This is a genomic window from Parabacteroides sp. 20_3 (assembly GCF_964238835.1).
In the GTDB taxonomy this organism is placed as follows: Bacteria; Bacteroidota; Bacteroidia; order Bacteroidales; family Tannerellaceae; genus Parabacteroides; species Parabacteroides distasonis.
Genome location: NZ_CAXSNO010000006.1, coordinates 260,080 through 283,040, shown reverse-complemented (window position 1 = coordinate 283,040; position 22,961 = coordinate 260,080). Strand labels below are relative to the sequence as shown.

Annotated in this window: 13 protein-coding genes and 2 tRNA genes; 12 read left to right on the top strand and 3 right to left on the bottom strand. The window is 45.5% G+C overall.

Annotated features, from left to right (window positions below; translation table 11 throughout):
• Positions 1-2: 2 nt before the first annotated feature.
• A tRNA-His gene (locus ACESPU_RS14170) sits at positions 3-76 on the top strand.
• A gap of 92 nt (positions 77-168) precedes the next feature.
• Positions 169-242: transfer RNA gene (locus ACESPU_RS14165), tRNA-His, on the top strand.
• Positions 243-383: 141 nt separating this feature from the next.
• On the opposite strand, the gene ACESPU_RS14160 is transcribed toward ACESPU_RS14165, so the two are convergent.
• On the bottom strand, positions 384-1,931 hold the full coding sequence (locus ACESPU_RS14160; RefSeq protein ID WP_005865866.1) for a M28 family metallopeptidase: 1,548 nt from the start codon (positions 1,929-1,931) through the stop codon (positions 384-386).
• Positions 1,932-2,059: 128 nt separating this feature from the next.
• On the opposite strand from ACESPU_RS14160, the gene ACESPU_RS14155 reads away from it, so the two are divergent.
• The 6 genes from ACESPU_RS14155 to ACESPU_RS14130 all read left to right on the top strand — a co-directional run bounded on the left by ACESPU_RS14155 (position 2,060) and on the right by ACESPU_RS14130 (position 10,252).
• Entirely contained in the window at positions 2,060-2,419 is a 360-nt protein-coding gene (locus ACESPU_RS14155) for a hypothetical protein (protein ID WP_005861714.1), read from the top strand.
• 48 nt (positions 2,420-2,467) lie between these two features.
• A complete protein-coding gene (locus ACESPU_RS14150) occupies positions 2,468-3,577 on the top strand; it encodes an efflux RND transporter periplasmic adaptor subunit (RefSeq protein WP_122114961.1) in 1,110 nt (369 codons plus the stop codon).
• A 6-nt stretch (positions 3,578-3,583) separates the two neighbouring features.
• Positions 3,584-6,697 carry an efflux RND transporter permease subunit gene (locus tag ACESPU_RS14145; RefSeq protein WP_122114960.1) on the top strand — a complete coding sequence of 1,038 codons (3,114 nt, stop codon included), beginning with the start codon at positions 3,584-3,586 and terminating at the stop codon, positions 6,695-6,697.
• A 28-nt stretch (positions 6,698-6,725) separates the two neighbouring features.
• Positions 6,726-8,000: a TolC family protein gene (locus ACESPU_RS14140; protein WP_122114959.1), complete on the top strand. Its 1,275-nt coding sequence runs from the start codon at positions 6,726-6,728 to the stop codon at positions 7,998-8,000.
• Between the two features lie 477 nt (positions 8,001-8,477).
• Entirely contained in the window at positions 8,478-9,248 is a 771-nt protein-coding gene (locus tag ACESPU_RS14135) for an EFR1 family ferrodoxin (RefSeq protein WP_008780791.1), read from the top strand.
• A 20-nt stretch (positions 9,249-9,268) separates the two neighbouring features.
• Positions 9,269-10,252 (top strand): TlpA disulfide reductase family protein, encoded by a 984-nt coding sequence (locus ACESPU_RS14130; protein WP_122114958.1) that lies wholly within the window; start codon positions 9,269-9,271, stop codon positions 10,250-10,252.
• A gap of 101 nt (positions 10,253-10,353) precedes the next feature.
• Here ACESPU_RS14130 and ACESPU_RS14125 read toward each other — a convergent pair whose 3' ends face one another.
• The gene (locus tag ACESPU_RS14125) at positions 10,354-13,692 is read right to left on the bottom strand and encodes a glycoside hydrolase family 2 TIM barrel-domain containing protein (protein WP_373133463.1); all 3,339 of its coding nucleotides are present in this window, start codon (positions 13,690-13,692) and stop codon (positions 10,354-10,356) included.
• Positions 13,693-13,810: 118 nt separating this feature from the next.
• Positions 13,811-14,365 carry a DUF3332 domain-containing protein gene (locus ACESPU_RS14120; RefSeq protein ID WP_005865883.1) on the bottom strand — a complete coding sequence of 185 codons (555 nt, stop codon included), beginning with the start codon at positions 14,363-14,365 and terminating at the stop codon, positions 13,811-13,813.
• Positions 14,366-14,884: 519 nt separating this feature from the next.
• Between ACESPU_RS14120 and ACESPU_RS14115 the strand changes: the two genes are divergently transcribed.
• The 4 genes from ACESPU_RS14115 to ACESPU_RS14100 all read left to right on the top strand — a co-directional run bounded on the left by ACESPU_RS14115 (position 14,885) and on the right by ACESPU_RS14100 (position 22,690).
• A complete protein-coding gene (locus ACESPU_RS14115) occupies positions 14,885-17,974 on the top strand; it encodes a TonB-dependent receptor (protein WP_005865885.1) in 3,090 nt (1,029 codons plus the stop codon).
• Between the two features lie 30 nt (positions 17,975-18,004).
• The gene (locus tag ACESPU_RS14110) at positions 18,005-19,612 is read left to right on the top strand and encodes a RagB/SusD family nutrient uptake outer membrane protein (protein WP_373133462.1); all 1,608 of its coding nucleotides are present in this window, start codon (positions 18,005-18,007) and stop codon (positions 19,610-19,612) included.
• Between the two features lie 124 nt (positions 19,613-19,736).
• The gene (locus ACESPU_RS14105; RefSeq protein WP_211737248.1) at positions 19,737-20,702 is read left to right on the top strand and encodes an alpha/beta hydrolase; all 966 of its coding nucleotides are present in this window, start codon (positions 19,737-19,739) and stop codon (positions 20,700-20,702) included.
• A gap of 38 nt (positions 20,703-20,740) precedes the next feature.
• The gene (locus ACESPU_RS14100) at positions 20,741-22,690 is read left to right on the top strand and encodes an ABC-F family ATP-binding cassette domain-containing protein (protein ID WP_373133461.1); all 1,950 of its coding nucleotides are present in this window, start codon (positions 20,741-20,743) and stop codon (positions 22,688-22,690) included.
• Positions 22,691-22,961 lie beyond the last annotated feature (271 nt).

The following is a 22,961-nucleotide window of genomic DNA, read 5'->3' as shown; positions in this document are numbered from 1 at the left end:
TGGTGAGAGTAGCTCAGTTGGTTAGAGCATCGGATTGTGGTTCCGAGGGTCGTGGGTTCGAGCCCCATCTTTCACCCATTGTGGTTTTTTAGATAAAAATCTTGTTATGAATAAAACAAGGTTTTATGAACCAAGGCGTCTGTGAAGAATGAAAGGTTTTTTTATATGGTGAGAGTAGCTCAGTTGGTTAGAGCATCGGATTGTGGTTCCGAGGGTCGTGGGTTCGAGCCCCATCTTTCACCCTAGAATGAGAAAAGGATATGTCTATTAGGGCATATCCTTTTTCTATTTCTTATAATGGGCATTGTAAGTCTTTTATGATGCCCATCATAAGGAGCTTACAATAGGCATTGTAAACTCCTTATAATAGCGATCGTGCTGACCTACTCTTCGGTATATAAACCTTCTCTTGATAATTGCTTATCCAGATTCGCTACACCGAGGGCTATGATAGCGGTAACAGTAGCCGTATGTTCTTGGTATTCGGGGATGTTCTTTGTGTATAAATCCCGTTCCGTATGCCAGATTTCGCCGTAATCAAAATCATATCCTTTGAAATCCTCTGTGGTGAAACCTAATGTGGGGACACCTTCGATGGCGAAAACTGATGCGTCTGTTCCCCCCATGCGTGTCGGGCGTTTACGGGGTTCACGAACTTTTACCTCGAAAGGATAGTCCGGACGGATTTTTTGGATGGGTTCGCTGATCTTCACGAAATCATCATACATGGCTTGAGGGACGGAGATACCGACAGGAGGTTCCGGGCCACCGTCACGATTGAACAAATTAGCGATTTTGGGTAATTTATCCTTATGCGCTTTCACCCAAGCTTGTGCTCCTAATAAGCCAAATTCCTCACCGGCGAATCCGATAAATAAGATCGTGCGCTTAGGCTTGGCTCCGGATTTGGCGATCATGCGAGCGGCTTCCATCATCGGTCCGATTCCAGTACCGCAATCGATGCCTCCGGTAGCCACGTCGAAAGCATCTAGGTGACCGCTGATAATAACATATTCGTCCGGGTATTTGCTGCCTTTGATAGACGCTACGACATTATGGTATTTAACCGGGCCTAATTTAAAATGATTACGAATATCGAACTCTAGTTCGAATGTACGTCTCTCTTTCACCATTTGTTCGATGATCGCGAATTGATGCTCGTCTAATTTGATATCCGGAAGTTCCGGCAGATTGTCGAAGTTCGTATTCGGGTCGTTCATCATTTTCCGGTCGTATAACGCACGGATAGGTACGGTGGAGGATTGGATAAAACCTAAAGCTCCGGCCTCGCACATTTCCTTATAATATAATCCGGGGAATTCTTTATAAGGCAACATCTCGTTTTTCTCCCCGTTTTCCCAGTTGCGGCGTCTTAGATCATTGTTTTTCTTCATGATCTCGTTGTTCTCTTTCTTGATCTCCGCACGGATGGAATCTCCCGAGGCGGAGCGGTCGATAGGCCAACCTACATTTTTCCCTGAGATAAGAACCCAAGCACCATTTAATCTTCCTTTGATTTGCTGGAACTCCTCGTCGTTACGAGGCTCCATCACCGCATGCCCACGTTGCACGCCTTTCGTTCCGGAAGTGTAGGAAGGGGTGGCGAAATGCAGGATCATTCCGTTGTCGCTCAACAAGCGTCCGAACCAAGGTCCTCGATTAAAGCCGACAGGGACGGTACCGGCCTCTTCTAATTGGACATCGAGTCCCCAACTCTTAAACTCACGCACCATCCACTCGGCGGCGTTCTCATAAGCGTCGGAACCTATTAAACGTCCGCCAAAGCGGTTTGTAAGGATATCCAGCTGATGCATCACTTGATTATCGTTCTGACCCATCTCGATGATTTTTTTTACGGCAGCGTCCTGAGCTGGTACAGGGGAGACTGTCATGCAGGCTAATGCCGCACAAACAAGTAAGATTTTTCTCATAAAGTAGTGTTTATTTCATTGATATGACTGTTTATTATTCAGTGTATGCAAATAAAGGAATAAATTTTGACTTATTGCAAATGAAATGGCAGTTTCTTTTATAACTTTGCGGAGTAAACAGATGGCGAATGAAAACAATGCGTAGCTTGAAGTGGTTAAGACCCCTCTTGGTAGTACTCTTTATGAGTTACTACGTGGGTGGCACGGCCTTTACCCATACGCATCATTTCCTAAACTATAGTATCACTCACTCTCATCCCTATCTGCCGGGAGCCGATGGCTTGCCTCATCATGAGCATAGTACGGTAGCGTTTAATACGATTGAAGAGCTGACCGAATTGTGTATGGAGTTAATTCCGTACTTACCTTTGGTTATGGCTTGGGCGCTTTTGATGGTAGTGCTCGTCTTTCTAAAGAAAGAGGTTGTCTTGCGTCTTGTGCGGCGTGGCGAATCCCGTGCGCCTCCCTCGTTTGGTATAGTAATTTGAATCAAGCATTAGAATCACTTTTTATACTAAACATTTTACGCATCTTATATGAAATCTATATTTTTACTATTGCTTCCAGCGATAGTACTATGCTCTTGCCATACCCAAAAGCAAGAGGATGAGTCTGCGCATGCCGTAACACTCAAAGGGGATATTATACATATCGGTTCCGAATCTCCTGTTTTATCCAAGTTGACAAAGGAAACGGTTAAACGGGAACCTTACCGTATGGAGTTTACCACCTCGGGGGTCGTACAGGCGATTCCTTCTAATTACGCAGAGGTGGCTTCACCGGTAAGCGGGCGAATTACGAAATCGTTCGTTCGCTTAGGGCAGAAAGTGGCCCCGGGTAGTCCGATCTTCGAGATTAGCGCTCCCGCTGTTTATGAGGCGGGGAAATCTTATTACCAAGCTCGCCAAGAGATGGAACTGGCCTTGAAAAGCTTGAATCGGGAGAAAGACTTGATGAAAAACAAGGTTGGTGTCCAAAAGGAATTGGAAGAGGCCGAGGTGAATTACGAGTTAAAGAAAAAAGACTATGAGAATATGGTAGCCGCATTGAAAGTCTTTCAGATTAATCCGGATGAAATGGCTTTGGGGCAACCATTGATCGTTCGCTCGCCTATAGCCGGTGAGGTCGTGAAAGATCGGATCGTAATCGGGCAATATATGAAAGAGGACGCCGAGCCAGTAGCTGTCATCGCCGATTTGAGCAAGGTATGGGTGGTCGCCCATGTAAAAGAGAAGGATTTGAGTTTAATACAGGCTTTGGATGAGGTGGAAATTCGGTTGGTAGCCATGCCGGATAAACCGATATCGGGAAAGATTTATCATATCAGCGAGATGCTGGACCCCGATACCCGTTCGGTGGAGGTCTTGATCGAGTGCGATAACAGTACCCGTTTGATGAAACCGGAGATGTACGGCACGGTCAAGTTGAGCGACCGTGAGGCGGAGGTAATCCGTATACCTACTTCCGCTATCTTGCAGGAAGAGGAGAATATGTACGTATTGGTGGAATTGGGGAATAACGATTATCGGAAACAAAAGATCGAGACCGGCCTTACTGAAGATGGCAAGACGGTGGTTTTATCCGGCTTGAACGTAGGTGACGAGATCGTAGCTACGGGAGCGTTTTATTTACTTGACGCACGCTAACGGATTATGAAAAGGATTATTTACTTGGCGATACATCGGCGAGGACTGATGTTCGTGTTATTTCTGTTCTTAGCGATCGTTGGTTATTATTCTTGGACGCGGTTGGCAATAGATGCTTATCCGGATATCGCCGATACCACCGTGCAAGTCGTGACGCAAGTTCCCGGATTGGCCGCCGAGGAGATCGAGCAACAAATCAGTATTCCGATCGAGCGGGCTATGAATGGTCTGCCGGGACTAAACGTAATGCGTAGCAAGAATACGTTTGGTTTATCTACGGTCGTATTGGTTTTTGATGATGGTATTGAGGATTATTGGGCCCGGCAACGTGTACAAGAGCGGTTGGTAGACGTGGAGCTTCCTTATAATGCGGTTCCCGGCTTAAATCCTTTGACTTCGCCGACGGGAGAGATCTTTCGTTATGTGGTGGAAAGTGACCGTTTAGACTTGAGGGAGTTGACCGATTTGCATAAATGGGTAATTATTCCGAGACTGAAACAGGTTACGGGTGTAGCGGATGTAAGTAATTACGGCGGTATCACTACCCAATATCAGATCGAGGTGAACCCTTATAAGATGGAGCAATACGACATTACCTTAGGGGATATTACGGAAAAGATAGAGAAGAATAACGTGAACGCCGGTGGTAGTATGTTAAGCCGGGGGGATTTGAGTTATGTGATCCGTGGAATCGGTCTGGTTAAGGACTTGGAAGACTTGGGACATATCGTGATCAAGACCGTGAATGGTGTCCCGGTCTACTTGAATGATATCGGTAAACTGAAATACGGAAACTTGGAGCGTAAGGGCGTTTTAGGTTTTACGGACGATACCCGTGATTACTCCGATGGCGTGGAAGGTATCGTGCAAATGCTTAGGGGGGAGAATCCGTCCCGGGTGTTGGATGATGTGCATAAGGCGGTAGACGAACTAAATAACGAGACACTTCCCGAGGGAACCCGTATCCATCCGTTTATGGATCGTACGGATTTGGTTAATACGACCTTGCATACTGTATCGCATACGTTGTTCGAGGGTATGGTACTGGTTGTCTTAGTACTGATCTTATTCTTGGGGAGTTGGCGTGGCGCTTTGTTGGTGGCCTTAACCATTCCCTTGTCTCTATTGATTGCCTTTATCTTGATGCATGTTACGAATATTCCTGCGAACCTACTTTCCCTAGGCGCTATAGACTTCGGTATTTTGGTAGACGGAGCGATCGTGATGATGGAGACGGTCTTGAAGAAAAGGGAACGGCATCCGGATGAGGTATTGACGGAAGATTCGATCTTGCGCCGTACGACTGAGGTGGCTCGCCCGATCTTTTTCTCTACATTAATTATTATAACGGCCTATCTTCCTTTGTTCGCTTTTGAGCATATTGAGAAGAAATTGTTTACGCCGATGGCTTATACCGTAGGGTATGCTTTGCTGGGCGCTTTGTGCGTGGCCTTGTTCTTGATTCCGGGATTGGCCTTTTATGCGTATCGTAAGCCGGGAAAGATTTACCATAATCGTTGGTTGGAGAAACTTTCCACGGCTTATCATTCACAAATTGCCCGATTGATGGAGAAGCCAAGACGGGTTATTGTACCGTTACTGGCGATATTGCTGGGAGCGGGGATTTTAAGTTATACCGTAGGAAAAGACTTCTTGCCTCCGTTGGATGAGGGGGCGATCTGGATACAGGTACAGCTTCCTCCGGGTATTTCCATTGAGAAATCTAAGGAGATGGGGGCGGAGCTTCGGAAGACTTTGAAAGAGTTTAAGGAAGTCTCATATGTAATGACCCAAGTAGGTCGCGATGATGAGGGGGCGGAAGCGTTCTCACTCTCCCATGTGGAGTGTGGCGTGGGATTGAAGCCCTATAGTACATGGGAGTTCGGTAAGACGAAAGCGGATTTGATCGAGGAGATGGCAGCTAAGTTGGAGACTATGCCCGGCTACTCGGTCGGTTTTTCACAGCCGATCATCGATATGGTGATGGATCAGATCGCCGGGGCTCATAGTGATTTGGCGTTGAAGATCTATAGCGATGATATTACGGAAAGTCGCCATATCGCAGATCAAGTCGCTAATGTGTTGAAGGAAATACCGGGTGCTGCCGACGTAGCGGTAGATCAAGAGCCTCCGTTGCCGCAATTGCAGATTATCGCGGATCGTGCCCGTATCGCCCAGTATGGCTTGAACGTGTCGGATGTGGCTGATTTGATTGAGTTAGCGATCGGTGGAGCCTCTATTTCCCAGATATTTGTCGGAAGTAAAAGTTATGACGTGATTTGTCGTTTCGATGACGCTAGCCGCAATTCTCCCGAACGTATCGGTAATCTATTGCTGACTACCGGTTCCGGTACGAAGATTCCTCTTTCGCAAGTAGCGGAGATTAAGATGACAACCGGTGCCAGTACGATTACCCGTGAGATGAATAAGCGGCACTTGACGGTACGGGTTAATTTACGTGGCGTGGACTTGACAGCGTTCTTGAATAAGGCGAATGCGTTGATTGATAAAGAGGTGAAATACGATCATGATTCCGTGCATTTGAAATGGGCCGGACAGTTCGAGAACCAGCATCGTGCGTATGCCCGTTTGGGGGCTGTGGTTCCTTTGGCGTTGGGACTGATGCTGCTTCTGTTGTTTGCGGCTTGCGGTAAATTCCGGCAGGCGGCTTTGATGATGAGTGTCGTTCCCTTGGCTTTGTTTGGTGGTATGTTGGCGTTGAATGTGCGGGGAATGACATTGAATGTTTCCTCGGCGGTTGGTTTTATTGCCTTGGTCGGTGTCGCTATCCAAAATGGCGTGATCATGATTTCCCATATCAATAACTTACGTACAAGGGAACGAGATTTGAAAGATGCGGTGATAACGGGAACTAAGCACCGTTTCCGTCCGATCTTGATGACGGCTACGGTTGCGGTCTTGGGATTGCTTCCTGCCTCTGTTAGTACAGGTATCGGTTCGGACGTGCAGCGTCCCTTGGCTACGGTAATCGTTTACGGGCTTTTATTTGCTACGGTAATCACGCTTTATGTACTTCCCGCTTTATACTACATGATCGAGAAACATTATGAGGGGAAGGATTTGATGCCGGTATCGGAGGAAAAAGAGCTGCACGCTTAATCCGGAGGTGGAATTAAAAAGATATACTATGTTTAGATTAGAAGATATGAAGAAATATATAATCCTGTCATTACTCTGCGGATGCTTATCCGTGAATGCCCAGACCATGGTTCCGCTTACGTATCGGCAATATATGGAGCGGGTTGCGGAAGGCAACCTTGAGTATGCGTCGGAGAAATTGAATGTGCCGGCCGCTAAGGCTGAGGTAACGGCGGCAAAGGTGTTTAACGATCCGAATCTTTCCGTGTCTTATTTCAATAATGAGAATAATTCCTTGCAAATGGGAGAAGGTGTTGAAGTAGAACTGAGCAAAACTTTCTCTTTTGGAAAACGGGGTGCGAATATCTCATTGGCACGTAGCGAGAGTGAGTTGACCGAGGCTTTGTTGGCCGATTATTTCCGGAATCTCCGGGCAGACGCTACGATTGCTTATATGGAAGCCTTGAAGCAACATGAGTTGTATAAAGTAAAGGAGAATGCCTATGAGAATATCCGGACATTGGCGGAGAGCGACAGTATCCGTTTCTCATTGGGGCAAATCCGTGAGGTGGATGCTACGCAGAGCCGGGTAGAGGCCGGGGTCTTACGAAACGAGTTGCTGCAAGCCGGAGCGGAATTAAAGAATGCTTTCTCGAACTTAAACTTCTTGACGGGGACTTTCAGTACGGATACTTTATTTCACCCAGAGGCTGAGTTACGTACGGAGCCTCGGGATTTTATCCTTGCCGACTTAATCACGGCGGCAAGCGAGGGGCGTACGGATTTGGTAGCTGCCTTAAAAAACAAGGAAGTGGCCGCTAGAGCCTTGAAAGTAGCTCGCCGGGAGCGGAATACGGATGTGGATTTGTCTATCGCCGTAAGCCGTAATGCCCGGGTTTATAATGAGGAAGCCCCGGCACCTCCTTTTACCGGAGTGACGGCAGGTATCGCTGTTCCTTTGAAATTCTCTAATTTCAATAAGGGGACGGTTCGTGCCGCTCGTTATCGGGAGCAACAAGCGGAAGCGCAATATAAGCAGGCTCTTTTGCAAGTACAGACGGAGGTGATGCAGGCATATCGTAATTATCAATCTTTCGCCGAGCAAGTTAATCATTATGAGGATGGGCTTTTAAGGCAAGCTCGTGAGGTGATGGATGGCAAGATTTACAGCTATAATAGGGGGGAAGTCTCTTTGTTGGAAGTCTTGGACGCCCAGCGTACTTACGATGAGGTACAAGCTCAGTATATTGAGACGCTGTTTAATTACAGCTCAGCCTTGGTCGAATTAGAACGTTCGGCGGGTATTTGGGATATTGAGATTTGATTTGCGCTATAATTCAGAAAAGTAACAAGGGATAAATTGTAAGACGCTTACATTTCTATCCCTTGTTATTTTATCTGAATAAATCCATCAGTTTATCCGGTGATTGCCTAGTATCGAATATCTGATAGATACGGATACAATCATATTCAACACTATAGATGATTTTATAATGTCCCTCGATCAAGGAACGATATTCTTTATTAAGTTGGAGTAGTGATAGTTCAATAAATCCTAAATAAGGATTAGTTATTAATAGTTCCGTTGCATGAGTGATCCGTTGCAACAATAAAAAAGCATAAGAATTATTACCCTCGTCATGGTAATCTCATCCATGCCTTTTATCAAGTCATAGAGATATTCTTTCCGTAAATTTAATTCCATCGTTGTCATAAGATTTGTTTTTTAGGTTTCTTAAACTAGACAAAGATAGCGTATATGTTTGGATATTATGTATTTTTGCATCTAAAAAATGAGCGCATGATATTCTACTTTACAGGGACAGGAAACTCCCGTTGGGTTGCGGAAGCGTTAGGGACGGCTTTCGATGAGCCGTTGGTTTCCATTGCCGATGCGTTGAATGAGGGTAAGAATGCTTATCCATTGGGGGAGAGGGAGAAAGTGTTTTTTGTGTTCCCTGTCCATTCTTGGGGGCCGGCTGTATTGGTGCCCCGCTTTATTTCCCGGTTGATCCTGTCCGGATATAAGGGGCAAGAGGTTTATTTCGTCTGTACTTGTGGTGATGATTGTGGATATACGGATCGGATCATGCGGAGCATCTTGGCGAGGCGGGGAATTGCCGTAACCGGAGGATTCTCTGTACAAATGCCGAACAATTATGTCTTGATGCCCGGCTTCGACGTGGATAGTAAGGAGGTAGAGACTGAAAAACTGAAAAAAGCACCGGAACGTGTAGACGAGATCGTAGAGGCGATCCGGCAGAAGAAAAATCTTTCTTTGTATTGTGCGGGAAGTGCCCCTCTTTTGAAGAGCTATATGGTCTATCCGTTATTTGCTCACTTCGCGATAGGCAGCAACCGATTTTATGCTACGGATACCTGTATCTCTTGCGGTATCTGTGCGAAGGTCTGTCCGACCGGTACGATTTCCCTGTCGGGTGACGGAAAACCGGAATGGGCTGATACTTGCGTTCAGTGCGTTGCCTGTATTCATCGTTGTCCGGTGCGTGCGATAGAATATGGGACGATCTCGTTGAAAAAGGGACGTTATCATCACCCTAAGTTTAAGTAATCAATAAATAGAATAGAGAAATGAAGCAATTTTGTATGATGGCGCTTGCCGGCCTTTTGGTGGTTGGTTGCCAAGAAGTTCCAAAAGGATATGTTATCAATGGTGAGGTAGAGAATATGCCCGACGGCAAGATTTACTTGAAGTCATTCCGTAATAAAATGTTCTTTGACGTGGATACAGCAGAGGTAAAAGACGGGAAATTCACCTTTAAGGGTGAGGTAGATCAGCCTTTACTTTTTGGTTTGGCAACCGAGAATATGAACTATCCGGTTCAGCTCTTCTTGGAGAATACGGATATGAATGTCAAGATCGGGAATGACGGGGAGACCATCACCGTACGGAACTCGCCGGTGAATGATGTCTTTCAAGAAAATGCGGAGAAGGTATTTGAGGAAGGGTATGATATTGACAGTTTGATTTCGAAATATCCGGATTCTCCGGCGGCGGCGTTCTATCTATATCGTTATTTTACCTACCAATTATCTTTGGATGATTTGAAGGCGACTCGTGCGAAGATTTCCCCGGCATTGGCGAATAGTCCTTATGTGAAGGACTTGGACGGTATTATCAAGCAATTAGAACACGTACAGATCGGACAAGTCGCTCCGGAGTTTTCCTTGCCGGATACTGCAGGAGTTTCTGTGTCATTGTCGGACTTTAGGGGAAAATATGTGTTATTGGATTTTTGGGCCTCTTGGTGTCCCCCGTGTCGCAAGGAAAACCCTAACGTGGTAAATGCCTTCCAGCAATATAAGGATAAGAACTTTACGATCGTAGGTATATCCTTGGACAAGGATAAGGCTAAATGGCAGAAAGCGATCGCAGACGATCATCTGACTTGGACTCACGTTTCCGACTTGAAATATTGGGATTCTGAGATCCCTGCTCTTTATGGGGTACGGGGTATTCCGGCAAATGTGTTATTGGATCCGAATGGGGTGATCATCGCTAAGAATATCACTGGAGAAGACTTACAGAATACCTTGAAGGAAGTGATTAAATAAGGATACGTTACTGCAAAGCCGTTGCAGTAGTATAAACAAAGGGAGTGTATTGGATTAAGCCTAATACACTCCCTTTTTTATGGATAAATTATGACTTTTCTTTATTTAAGCGGAATAAGGGTAAAGCCCCAGTTGTATTCCCGGTTTGCGGGTAATGTATAAGCTGGTTCCGGACGTGAACCCCAGCTATCATAACCTGCTACACCTTGTTGTTTCAAGTCGACGCAAACCTCAACGAAGTCGCGAGGCGTGATATCGTTGATATGATGCTGGCGACGTAATACGTTCTTTGCTGCGGCTTCATCATGATTCGCTACTTGCTCTGGTGTGAAATTACTCCATTGACGGGATAGGCCAGTCGCTTCCTCGTCATCGAAATCCTCTATGGAATTACGCAAAGCGTTAAAGCCAATCGTATTATCCGCTTGGATCAACAAGCCTTTCTTGCCGGTACTAAGTGATACCCAACGAGTGTCGGTATGATGACCGTTTTCCTGCGGGCGTACATATGGGAAATATAATTCCTCGGCTGTAGATTTATATAAGCCGACCATACTACCGGCGTTTCTATCCAAGTAGTTCTCAGCAGGTCCTCGTCCGAAATATTCCACTTGATTCATGCTTGCCGGTAAGCGGAAGCGAACACCGATACGGGGAACATTCAATTTGGAAGCCTCTTTACGGGCGGCGTCACGTCCCGGAGTGAAAGTTGCCGTGCGAGTAGATTCCGATACCTCGGTTTGGGCGGCATCCATATTCGTGGATGTGAAACGGGCGGCCACATTTACGGCTCCGCTTGGATAGATCGTATAATTAACAATGTATAGATTTCCTGCCGGCAATAAATAGTTCACGTTAACCACGGCGTTATTGCCGTCCATAGTGACGGTAGCGTCTGTCACGTTGAAGTTCTTGCTGCTTTCCTTCCAGACTTGCAAGCGTTTTGGCATACCGTTTCCGTAATCGTTATCGGTCGGCGCACGCCAGAAGTTCGGTTGGATACCGAAACCCTCGCTGAAATATTCCGTACCATCTACTTTATAAGAAGTAACGATTCCTGTCTTCCTGTTAAACACGAAGTTTACCTTTGAGGAGGATGCCGATAAGTTATCTCCATTGGTTGAAACCGTTAATTTAGGGCCGCTGATCTTAAACGCCTTCTTGGGGCTTTCGATCGGTAAGCGGAATTGATCGCAAGCGATTTCGTGTCCGATAGGGATTAACGGCTCTTTTTCTACGGTCGTTACGTTGAAGTTTACGAAATATTCCGTACCGGCTTGTGGCTTTAAGTTGCCTACGGGAACCGTAAATTCCTTAGAAGCTTGGGGTTCTATGTCCAAAGAGACTTTACCGGAGCGTACAACTTTATTATTGGCTGTTACGCTATAGTGGACCATATATTTCTTTAGGTTCGTGAAATAAAAACGGTTCGTGACGCGGAATAAACCGTTCGCTAAATCGATCGCCTCAAACCCGATATTTTGATGGGCGTATTTAACCTCTGCCATAGCGGGATGCGGGGTACGATCCGGGTTTACTATACCGTTGCAAAGGAAGTTTCCGTCACTAGGGGTGTTTACTCCATAGTCACCACCATAGGTATAATATTCACGTCCATTCTTATCTTTTTCCAAGATACCTTGGTCCACCCAGTCCCAGATGAATCCGCCTTGCAGGTTCGGGTATTTATAGATAGCTTTCCATTGATCCCATAAGTTGCCGGAAGAGTTTCCCATCGCATGTGAATACTCCGAAGGAGCTACCGGACGATCACTACCCTTACGCCCGATTTCCTCTAGCCATTCAGCGCTCGGGTATTGAGGTACGTACATATCCGTATTCCATTCCCAAAGGGCACGTTCATAGTTCACCGGACGATTCATGCTATTTATTTCCTTGTCTTTCAGATATAAATAAGTTTGATAGAAGTTGTATCCGTTTCCAGCCTCGTTTCCGAGTGACCAGAAAGTAACGCTCGGATAATTCTTGTTTCGTTCGTACATATTCATCGTACGGTCCATATGCGGGATCAGCCATTCCGGATTATTACCCAAAGTGCCGCCTTTTTTCAGACTGTAATACATACCGTGAGACTCGATATTCGCCTCATCGTAAACATACAATCCGTATTCGTCGCAGAGTTCATAGAATTTACGGTCTTGCGGATAGTGGCATAGGCGGACAGCGTTGATATTGTTTTGCTTCATCAGCTCGAAATCCTTACGCATGAGTTCCTCGGTTACGTAATGTCCGGTTTCCGGGTTATGCTCATGGATATTGACACCCTTGAACTTCACCGGTTGTCCGTTGAATAATAAGACCGTATAAGGTTTTCCGTTTTCCGCTACTTGGTCGATTTGCTTCATCTCGAACCGGCGGAAACCAACATTGAATGGAACTACCTCGATTACCTTACCCTCTTCTTTTATCGTCATCAATAATTTGTATAGATTCGGATGCTCGGCACTCCAAGGGGCTACGTTCTTTAAATCATACTCGAAAGATGCTGTTTGAGGACTTGCAGGACTTACCCATATATCATTAGCCTCGGAGGTCACAAGATTACCTTTTGCGTCCAAAAGCTCATATCCGACATTTAAGTTTTTTGTTTCTTGGGTATGATTCTTTAAGTCTACCGCCAGTTTGAAGATTCCGTTCGTATACGTATCGTCCAAGGTTGAGACGACACGGAAATCTTGAATACTGGCCTTGGGTTGAGACCAAAGGAATACGTCACGTTCGATACCGCTCATTCTCCAGAAATCCTGACATTCCAAATAAGAACCGGTGCTCCAACGGAATATCTTTAATGTAAGCACATTCTTTCCGGGTTGCAGGTATTTATTGATCAGGAACTCGGCGGGATTTTTGGAATCCTCGCTATAACCCACTTCTTTCCCGTTTAAATATACGTAAAGGCCGGATTTAGCTCCGCCGATGTGTAAATAAATATCCCGGTTATCCCAACTTGCGGGTATCTCGATGTCTCTGCGGTATACGCCAACCGGATTCGCTTCCGGCAATAATGGAGGTTGGGGATTTCTTGGTTTAAACTCGTAACCATGATTCGTATAAATGGCTACGCCATGTCCTTGTACTTCCCAGTTTCCGGGAACGGTTATATCATCCCATGAAGAGGTATTAACGGAAGGATCTGTGATATTTTGAGGAAGATCTTTGTAAGAGTCGACAAAGAAAAATTTCCAAGTACCGTTTAATAGGGAATAGTACGGGCTTTTCTCAAATCGAGAGGTGAGGGCGGTTTCCCGGTCCGCATAACTCATGAAGGAGCTTCTGGGTTTTTCCTTGTTTACGGCTACGACTTGAATGTCTTGCCAATAAGGTTTTACGGGTTGGGGTGAAGAACCGTCCGCATAAGCCATTCCGGAAATAAGGCAACCTAATGCTCCGGAAAGCATCATTTTTTTGATAGAGTTCATATTCATCGTATTTTATTTAGATTAGCACTGGGGAATTGAAAATTGAGAATTGAAAATTGAGAATTGAAAATTAGAAGTGACTCTACGTAATTTTCAATTCTCAATTCTCAATTTTCAATTATTTAGCTGCATAGTAAGAATATCCGTTAGCTACTTGCTGGAATGCTAAAACCCCAGATTGGCTTAACTCGACATTCATTTCTTTTCCGTCCGGTAGGTACATGACAACTTCGTCATTGCCATTGAATTTTAACAATTTTGTGCTTTCACCGTCAGCCTCTACATTCCAGCTTTGATCTGCTTCGTTGAAAACTAAGTCAAGCGCTTTCTCGTCGCCTTCCTTTTGGATATGGTATCCGTCAACTTTTGTTTCTACGGTATAAACGCCGTCTTTACCATCGATTGTTTTAACGTTACCTACATCTGCTACAGGATTACTTCCGCTCCAAAATTCGATAGAGTTGATCACAAGGACATCAGCCAAAGCGGAAATCTCGTAAACCGGGACAATCCAGAAAGCAATGAACACTAGCTCATTAACAAACTTACTGTCGATGCTTCTATTCCACGTTAAAAGTTTGTTTGTTAAACCAAAAGATCCTATACAGGACGAAAATAGGATACTACTTGCCACCGTAGTCGCTAGTAATAAAGTTAAGCTTTTCTTTTTCATAATTTAATAATTAGTTATTACAAGGGACGAAGATAACAACTTTTTCATGATAAATAGTGGTTATAAAGGAATAAATGGAATAAGTGCCTTAATATTAATCAAGCTTCTATTAAGTACGTAGTTCTGGCGGAACTTATAATCATTAGACGCAGCAAATATAGCACTATTTTTAATTATAAAACAAAAAAGACTAATTTTTCGCATACGAATCTAAAACAACACCACCTAGTTATTAAAATATTTAACAAACAATCTTTCCAACCATAATCTTTTTTAGTATGGAGCTATGGACATCAAAGAGGTATATGGTTTGAAATTCAAACATGAAGTTAGTGTATATTAGTAATAAACGGAGTTCCGCCAGAACGATGAAGAAGTGCTTTCATGGTAGTTAACCGAGGATTTATAATTATACATTAATGATTTAGAAGAGTGAATATTATAAGAAACGAGATCTAAAATAGTATGCCTTAAGTCTTATAATAGTAACAGCTATTTAATAAACAAAAAACGATTCTTATGTTGAAAATTGTAAGACCTGTCAGTTTTGTTCTATTGTCTGCAGCGTTTTGTTCCGGGGGTGTGGTTCATGCTTCTGATCGTGCGGCGATAACTCCGAGGGTAGGTATTTCCCAGCAAGAAGGTAGTTTGAAGGGAACGGTTAGTGACAGTTTTGGCCCTGTGGCCGGAGCGTCAATAGTTGTAAAAGGTACTACGAATGGTACTGTAACCGACATGAATGGTAATTTCGTGTTGGATGTGAAGAAAGGGGATGTGATCCAAGTATCCTTTATCGGTTATCTAACTCAAGAATTCAAATATAATGGAGAGCCTTCCATCAATGTGTCCTTGCAGGAAGATACCCAGAAATTAGATGAGGTGATCGTTGTCGGTTATGGTACGCAACAGAAGGCGAACTTGTCGGGAGCGGTAGCCCAATTGGATAGCAAGGAGTTGACAAGCCGTCCTATCTCCAACGTGTCTTCCGGTCTTCAAGGTATGATGCCGGGTGTAACCGTTACCTCGGGTCAAGGCCGTCCGGGACAGGATGGTAGTACGATCCGTATCCGTGGTGTCGGTACTTTGAACTCTGCCAGCCCATATATCTTGATCGATGGTATCGAGAGTGGCTCCATGAATGATATCGATCCGAATGATATTGAGAGTATTTCTGTATTGAAAGACGCTTCTTCCGCCGCTATTTACGGTTCGAAGGCTTCTAATGGTGTTATCTTGATCACGACAAAACGTGGTAAGACGGGTGCTCCTCGTATTTCTTATAACGGATATGTGGGTGCCTCGAAAGCTACTTCCATGATTGATCGTGTCAGCTCAGCCGATTACGCACGTTTGTGGAATCGTTTCGAGCCGGGACGTTATAGTGACGAGGACATCCGGATGTTTGAAGATGGCTCTGATCCTTACGGACATCCTAATACGGACTGGAATGATGAGGCTTATCGGACAGGTTTGTTGCATAAGCACAATGTTAGTATTACAGGAGGTGCGGAGAACGTGAAGTATATGGCTTCGGCCGGATATTTAGGGCAGACGGGTATCCTTCCTAACTCAGATCGTAAACAGTTTAACGGACGTACGAATCTGGATATGCAGTTGACGAAGAAACTGGCTGTTCGGATGAACATGTCTTTCATCAAGAATGACTTCTCGGATCCGAATGCTAGCTATTATGGTGGTTCTTCCGACCAGATTATCCGTCAATTGAATATTATTAGTCCGATGATTCCTGTCAAGGATAAGGATGGCAAATACGGACAAACTAACGATGGTAACCCTATCGCATGGTTGGATTCCGGGCAGACGGTGGATAATTGTAACCAGAATTTTACGGGGGCACTTTCTGTTGATTATGATATTATTGATGGGCTGAAGGCTACTGTGACGGGTGCCTATGTGAACGAGGACCAACGTCATACGGAGCGAGTTCTGAGCATACCGGATGATCCGGCATCTGCGTCTCGTACCACTTCCTTGGTTGAACGTTTCGTGAATTGGAAACGTTATAATTTCGATGCTTTGCTGAATTACAGCAAGAACTTTGGTCAGCATGGCTTGAAAGTGATGGTAGGTTATCATGCGGAGAAGTATGAGGTTAGCAAGAATCAGATGCAGAGGAATAATTTCCCGAGTAATAGCCTGAATGATATGGATGCCGGTGGGGCTTCTACACAAACAAATGATGGTTTGAGCCGAGAGCTTGCCATGCTTTCCTATTTTGGGCGTATTAATTATGATTTTGCGGGAAAATATTTATTAGAGGCAAACTTCCGTGCGGATGCTTCCTCTCGTTTTGCTCCGGGACATCGTTGGGGATATTTCCCTTCTTTCTCCGGTGCTTGGCGTATCAGCGAGGAGGAGTTTATGGAAAGTACGCATGATTGGTTGAGCAGTTTGAAGATTCGTGCTTCTTGGGGTATGTTAGGTAATCAAGACGCCTTAAATAAATCGAATCCTTGGGAGAACCAATATTATCCTTGGATGCAGACTTATAATTTGGATGGTAATTATCCTATGGGAGGCAACTTGACGACGGGATATTATCAGAAAGCCTATCGTATCGAGGATTTGTCATGGGAGAAATCTACGACTTGGGGTATTGGCTTGGATGCGGTTATTAATCATGTGACTTTCACGTTTGATTACTATGATCGCAAGACTACGGATATCATCATGGAGGTACCGGTCCCGACTGAGTTTGGCTTGGATCCTTATTTCGATAACGTGGGTTCTATGCGTAACCGAGGTGTCGAGGTACAGCTAGGTTATAACAATAAGTGGAATGACTGGTCATTGAATGTGATGGGAAATATGGCCTATAATAAGAACAAGATCGAGGATTTAGGAGGTGTAGACCGTATGACAAATCCTGATGACGGTGATTTGTGGCGTTTTGTTGGAAAGCCAATCGATTCTTACTATGTATATAAGGCTGATGGCTTTTTCCAATCTGACGCGGAGGCACAGCAATGGATGGATACCTATAAAGGAAAAGACGGCTACCCGTTCGGACAGGATTTCCAAGCCGGTGATTTACGTTATGTAGATACGAATGGAGATGGAAAGCTGGATGCGGATGACCGTGTATTGTCTAAGACTATCAATCCAGTTGTTACATTTGGTTTGAACTTGAATGTAGGCTATAAAGCATTTGACTTGACTTTGAACTTCACCGGTGCGGCTAATGTAGGCCGTGCGTTTACGAAAGAAGCGTTTGGTGAGTTCTCGGGTAGTGCCGGACATCCTTCTACTGCATGGCTGGATAGCTGGACACCGGAAAATACCAATGCAAGTATGCCGCGTGTAGCGGAGTCTAGAAAATCTCCGAGTGAGGCTTCTAACGTGATGTCTGATTTCTGGGTAATTAATACCAGTTACCTGCGTCTGAAGACATTGCAATTGGGATATACGCTTCCAAAGAGTGTGCTGAACGCTATCGGTTTGTCGAATGTACGTGTTTATTATTCTGCGGAGAATTTGTTTACGATAGATTCTATGCCATTGAACGTAGACCCGGAGACTGTTAGTTCCCGTTTGTCTAGCTACCCATTAGTGATGACAAATTCTTTTGGCGTAAATGTGACATTCTAATTAGTTAAGACCATTTAAATAGAAGATTTTATGAAACGATTATCAATATATATGTTGGCGGCTGGTATGGCTGCGTTATCTACTTCGTGTTCGGATTTTCTGGATACGGTGCCTAAGGATCAGTTGGCTCCCTCTACCACATGGCAGACAGAGGCGGATGCGAAGGGCTTCATAGTAGGCTGTTATAAGGATTTGCTAGATGGAAATACGTTGCTTTATCTGGATTGTGGCTCAGATATAGGCTATAATAATTTCCCTTGGGAAGGATTCCGCCCGTGGGGGGATGGGTCATTGTCTAGTTCTAATCCTGGGCAGATCCTTTATGATTACAAGTCGATTCGTAAGGCGAATACATTCTTGGAGAATGTAGACAAGGTGACGTTTTCCAGTGACGCTGTAAAAGCTAATTATGTGGCTCAAGCTAAAGCGATCCGTGCTTATAAGTATTTCTTGATGAATTGGTGGTATGGTGGTGTGCCTATTATTAGTTCTTATTCAAGTGCAGACGAGGCTAAAGTGGAACGCAATACGGAACAAGAGGTACGCGATTATATAGCTAAGGATTTAGACGAGGCCTTAGCTGGGATCGCAGAGGCTCCGGAGGCTCGTGGCTATATCGCTAAAGGTGCTGTTTTAGCTATCAAGATGCGTGAGGCTTTGTATTATGGTGATTGGCAAAAGGCAAAAGACGCAGCTAAGGCAATCATTGATTTGAAGCAGTATGAGTTGGATCCGGATTATACGAATCTTTTTAAGGTATCGGGAGTGGATTCTAAAGAGATAATCCTAGCGGATCAGAATATTGAGACGTTGGACGGATTGGGAACCATCGGGCAAATGTACAATAATGTAGACCAAGGCTGGTCTTCTATCGTCCCGACCCAGAATTTGGTGGATATGTATGAAATGTCTGATGGATTGACGAAAGAAGAGTCGAAGACTTATGACGCAAAGCATCCGTTCGCGAATCGCGACCCTCGTATGGCCATGACCATTTTATATCCGGGACGTGACTGGAGAGGTGATATCTTGAATACTTTGGACGAGAAACTTCAAGATGGTACTGTCAACAAGAACTTCCCGACTTATACAGATAATGCTTCCAAGAGTGCTTTGACTTGGGCGAAATACTTGGATCCAATGGATCAATATGAAGATGTTTGGAGCTCGGGAGCTTGTCCGATCGTATTCCGTTATGCGGAGGTTCTATTGACGTATGCGGAGGCTGCGAATGAGTTGAGCGGTCCTTCTGATGAGATCTATGGTTATTTGAATCAGATCCGTCAGCGTGTAGGAATGCGGGAAGTGGATAAGGCTAAATATGGGACGAAGGAGAAACTTCGTGAATTGATCCGTCGTGAGCGTACGGTAGAGTTGGCCGGCGAAGGCTTGCGTCGTGCGGACATCGTCCGTTGGCAGGAAGATGGAAAGATGCTTGCCGAGAAAGTCCTGAATGGTGATTTGTTACGTGTTACAGGAACGATTAATTATGGGGAGTCTGAGCCTACTAAACGTGCGGAAATCACGGGTACGGCTGTTATTGAGACTCGTCAGTTCTCTTCTCGTAACCGTTACTTGCCGATTCCTCAAACAAGCATGGATAAGAATCCAAACTTGAAACAGAATCCGGGGTATTAGTTTCCTATGAGATGTTAGATAAAAAGGGGGGGGAAGGCCGAGAGGTTCTCCCCTTTTTTAGTTACATTTGGCGAATATTGAGATTGTATGTCTCATGTGCTTAAGTATATAAATTGATTCCGTTATGAAAAAGAAACTGATAGTTTTTGCCTGCTTTCTTCTCGTATCCTTGTCTTGTTTGCCGCAGTTGCCTGTACGGTTGAACGAGCGTTCGGTGGTGCTAAATACGTCTACCGGGGCATTAAAAGGGAAGATGGTAACTCCCAATCAGGAGTCCGGTTATCCTGTGGTATTGATTATACCCGGTTCCGGCCCTACGGATATGGATGGGAACTCCGCCGCCTTGCCGGGTAAGAATAACTCCCTTAAATACTTGGCGGAAGGGCTAGCGGGAAAAGGTATCGCTTCCTTGCGGTATGATAAACGGGGTATCGCCTCCAGCGCCTCAGCGGGAAAGGATGAGTATTCCATGCGTTTCGAGGACGGGATCAAGGACGCACGAGGCTGGATCGATTATTTGAGCCGGGATAAACGTATTTCCGGAATCTATGTGTTGGGGCATAGCGAGGGAGCGTTGGTCGGTATGGCGGCTTCGGTGGATAACCCGAAAGTGAAAGGATACATTTCGGTGGCGGGTGCGGGGCGTCCGGCCTATGAGATCGTGGAGGAGCAAATGGAGGGTCAGCCGGAAGTGATCCGGGACATGGTAAAGTCGATAAATGCGTCCTTGAAGGAAGGGAAGCTCGTACCGGACGTGCCGATCGGCTTACAATCCTTGTTCCGTTCGTCGGTACAGCCTTATATGATCTCATGGTATACGTATAATCCGCAAGAAATCATCAAAAAATTAAAAGTGCCGGTGTTGATTTTACAAGGGGATAAGGATATGCAAGTATCCGTAAAAGATGCCGAACTGTTGAAGCAAGCCCAGCCTTCGGCGGATTATCATTTGATTGGAAATATGAACCATCTGATGAAGACCTGCGATACGATGGACCAGCAGAGGCAAATGGCTACCTATACCGATCCCGCCCTTCCGTTGCATAAGGATGTGCTGATATTAATTGAAAAGTTTGTGAGTAAACCTTGAACTGTTGTATCTTTGCGGTCATAAATTAAAGAGACAGTATGATTTCGGTTGAAGGACTAACAGTTGAGTTTGGCGGTTTTACGCTTTTTGATGACATTTCATTTGTAGTAAACAAGAAGGATCGTATAGCCTTGGTAGGTAAGAACGGTGCGGGTAAATCGACGATGTTGAAGATATTCGCCGGTTTGCAATCACCCACTTCCGGAACTGTTAGCGTACCGAAAGATGTTACTATCGGGTATTTGCCCCAGCACATGCAATTAGTTGATACCCGTACGGTGCGGGAGGAGGCGGAATGCGCTTTCGAGCATATCCATGAGATGGAGGAGGAGATCAACCGCTTGAATACCCAATTGGCGGAGCGTACGGATTATGACTCCGAGAGCTATCAAAAGCTGATCGATCGTGTCACGTACCTATCCGAGCATTTCCAGATGATGGGAGGAAACAACTACCATGCGGAGTTGGAGCGTACATTGGTCGGATTAGGCTTTAGCCGTAGCGATTTCGACCGCCCGACGTCTGAGTTCAGCGGAGGCTGGCGTATGCGTATCGAGCTGGCAAAGCTCTTACTCCGGCAACCGGACGTGTTGTTGCTGGACGAGCCGACGAATCATCTGGATATAGAATCCATCCAATGGCTGGAGAACTTTATCGCTACCCGTGCCAACGCCGTGATTTTAGTCTCGCACGACCGTGCCTTTATTGATAATACGACTTTCCGCACCTTGGAGATCGAATTAGGCAAGGTCTACGATTATAAAGTGAAATATTCGGAGTACGTCGTACTTCGCCAAGAACGCCGTGAGCAGCAGCAGCGCGCTTATGAGAACCAACAAAAGAAATTGGCCGATACCGAGGCGTTTATCGAGCGTTTTCGTTATAAAGCCACGAAGTCCGTACAGGTACAATCCCGCATCAAGCAATTGGAGAAGGTGGAACGTATCGAGGTAGACGATGTGGATACAGCCATGCTGCGGCTGAAATTCCCGCCCGCTCCCCGTTCCGGTTCCTATCCGGTGATCTGTGAGGAGGTGGCGAAGCGTTATGGCGATCATCTGATCTTCGACCATGTGACCTTGACGATCAATCGGGGCGATAAAGTAGCTTTCGTCGGAAAGAACGGCGAGGGTAAATCTACCTTGGTGAAATGTATCATGGGAGAGATTGCCGATTTCACCGGAAAGCTCCAATTAGGTCATAACGTGAAGATCGGTTACTTCGCCCAGAACCAAGCGCAGCTATTGAACGAGAATCTTACCGTTTTTGATACGATCGATTACGTAGCCCAAGGAGATATCCGCTTGAAGATACGGGATATCCTAGGCGCTTTCATGTTTGGCGGCGAGGCTTCCGATAAGAAGGTGAAAGTCCTGTCGGGTGGCGAGCGTACCCGTTTGGCGATGATCCGCTTGTTATTGGAGCCGGTCAACCTGCTGATTCTCGATGAGCCGACGAACCACTTGGATATGCGTTCGAAAGACGTGCTGAAAGACGCCTTGAGGGAGTTCGACGGCACGGTGATTCTGGTTTCCCACGACCGTGAGTTCTTGGATGGCCTAGTCGATAAGGTCTATGAGTTCGGTAACCAGAAAGTCGTCGAGCACTTAGGCGGCATCTATAATTTCTTGGAGCATAAGAAAATGGATAGCTTGCGTGAATTGGAACGTTCTACCGGGACGAGCACTTCCACATCCGGTACCGGTGAGGCTCAGGTATCTCAAAACAAGCTCTCCTATGAGGCAAGGAAGGAACTGAGTAAAGCGATTAAGAAAGCGGAGAAAGCAGTTGCCGAGGCCGAGGCCCGTATCTCGGAGCTTGAGAATGGCATTGCCGTTATCGAGGCGAAGCTGGCTACGCCGGAAGGTGCCTCCGACGCTTCTCTCTACGGTGAATATTTTGCCCTAAAAAAAGAACTTTCCGATGCGATGGATCTATGGACCGAACGGACAATGGAGTTGGAAGAGCTGAATACGCAGGATTCATGAAAAGGCTGCTAGTCAGTGAAAGGCTGCTTATCTGATCTTTTTGATCCAAATACTCCTGTTTTCGTGACAAGCGCTTGCCGTTGATGACGCAAAATAGCGGAAGGGAGAGTACGAGAGCTGGCTTTTAAAGGGGAGAATATCCCTTTTCTCATGCGTGATAGGCTGCGTTGGGCTACGCCAGTACTGCCATCGGCCGATGCGTATGCCGCCGTTGGGCATCGTGACTACTCAAGAATAGGGTTATGACTACTCGTGAATAGGCATTCTTACC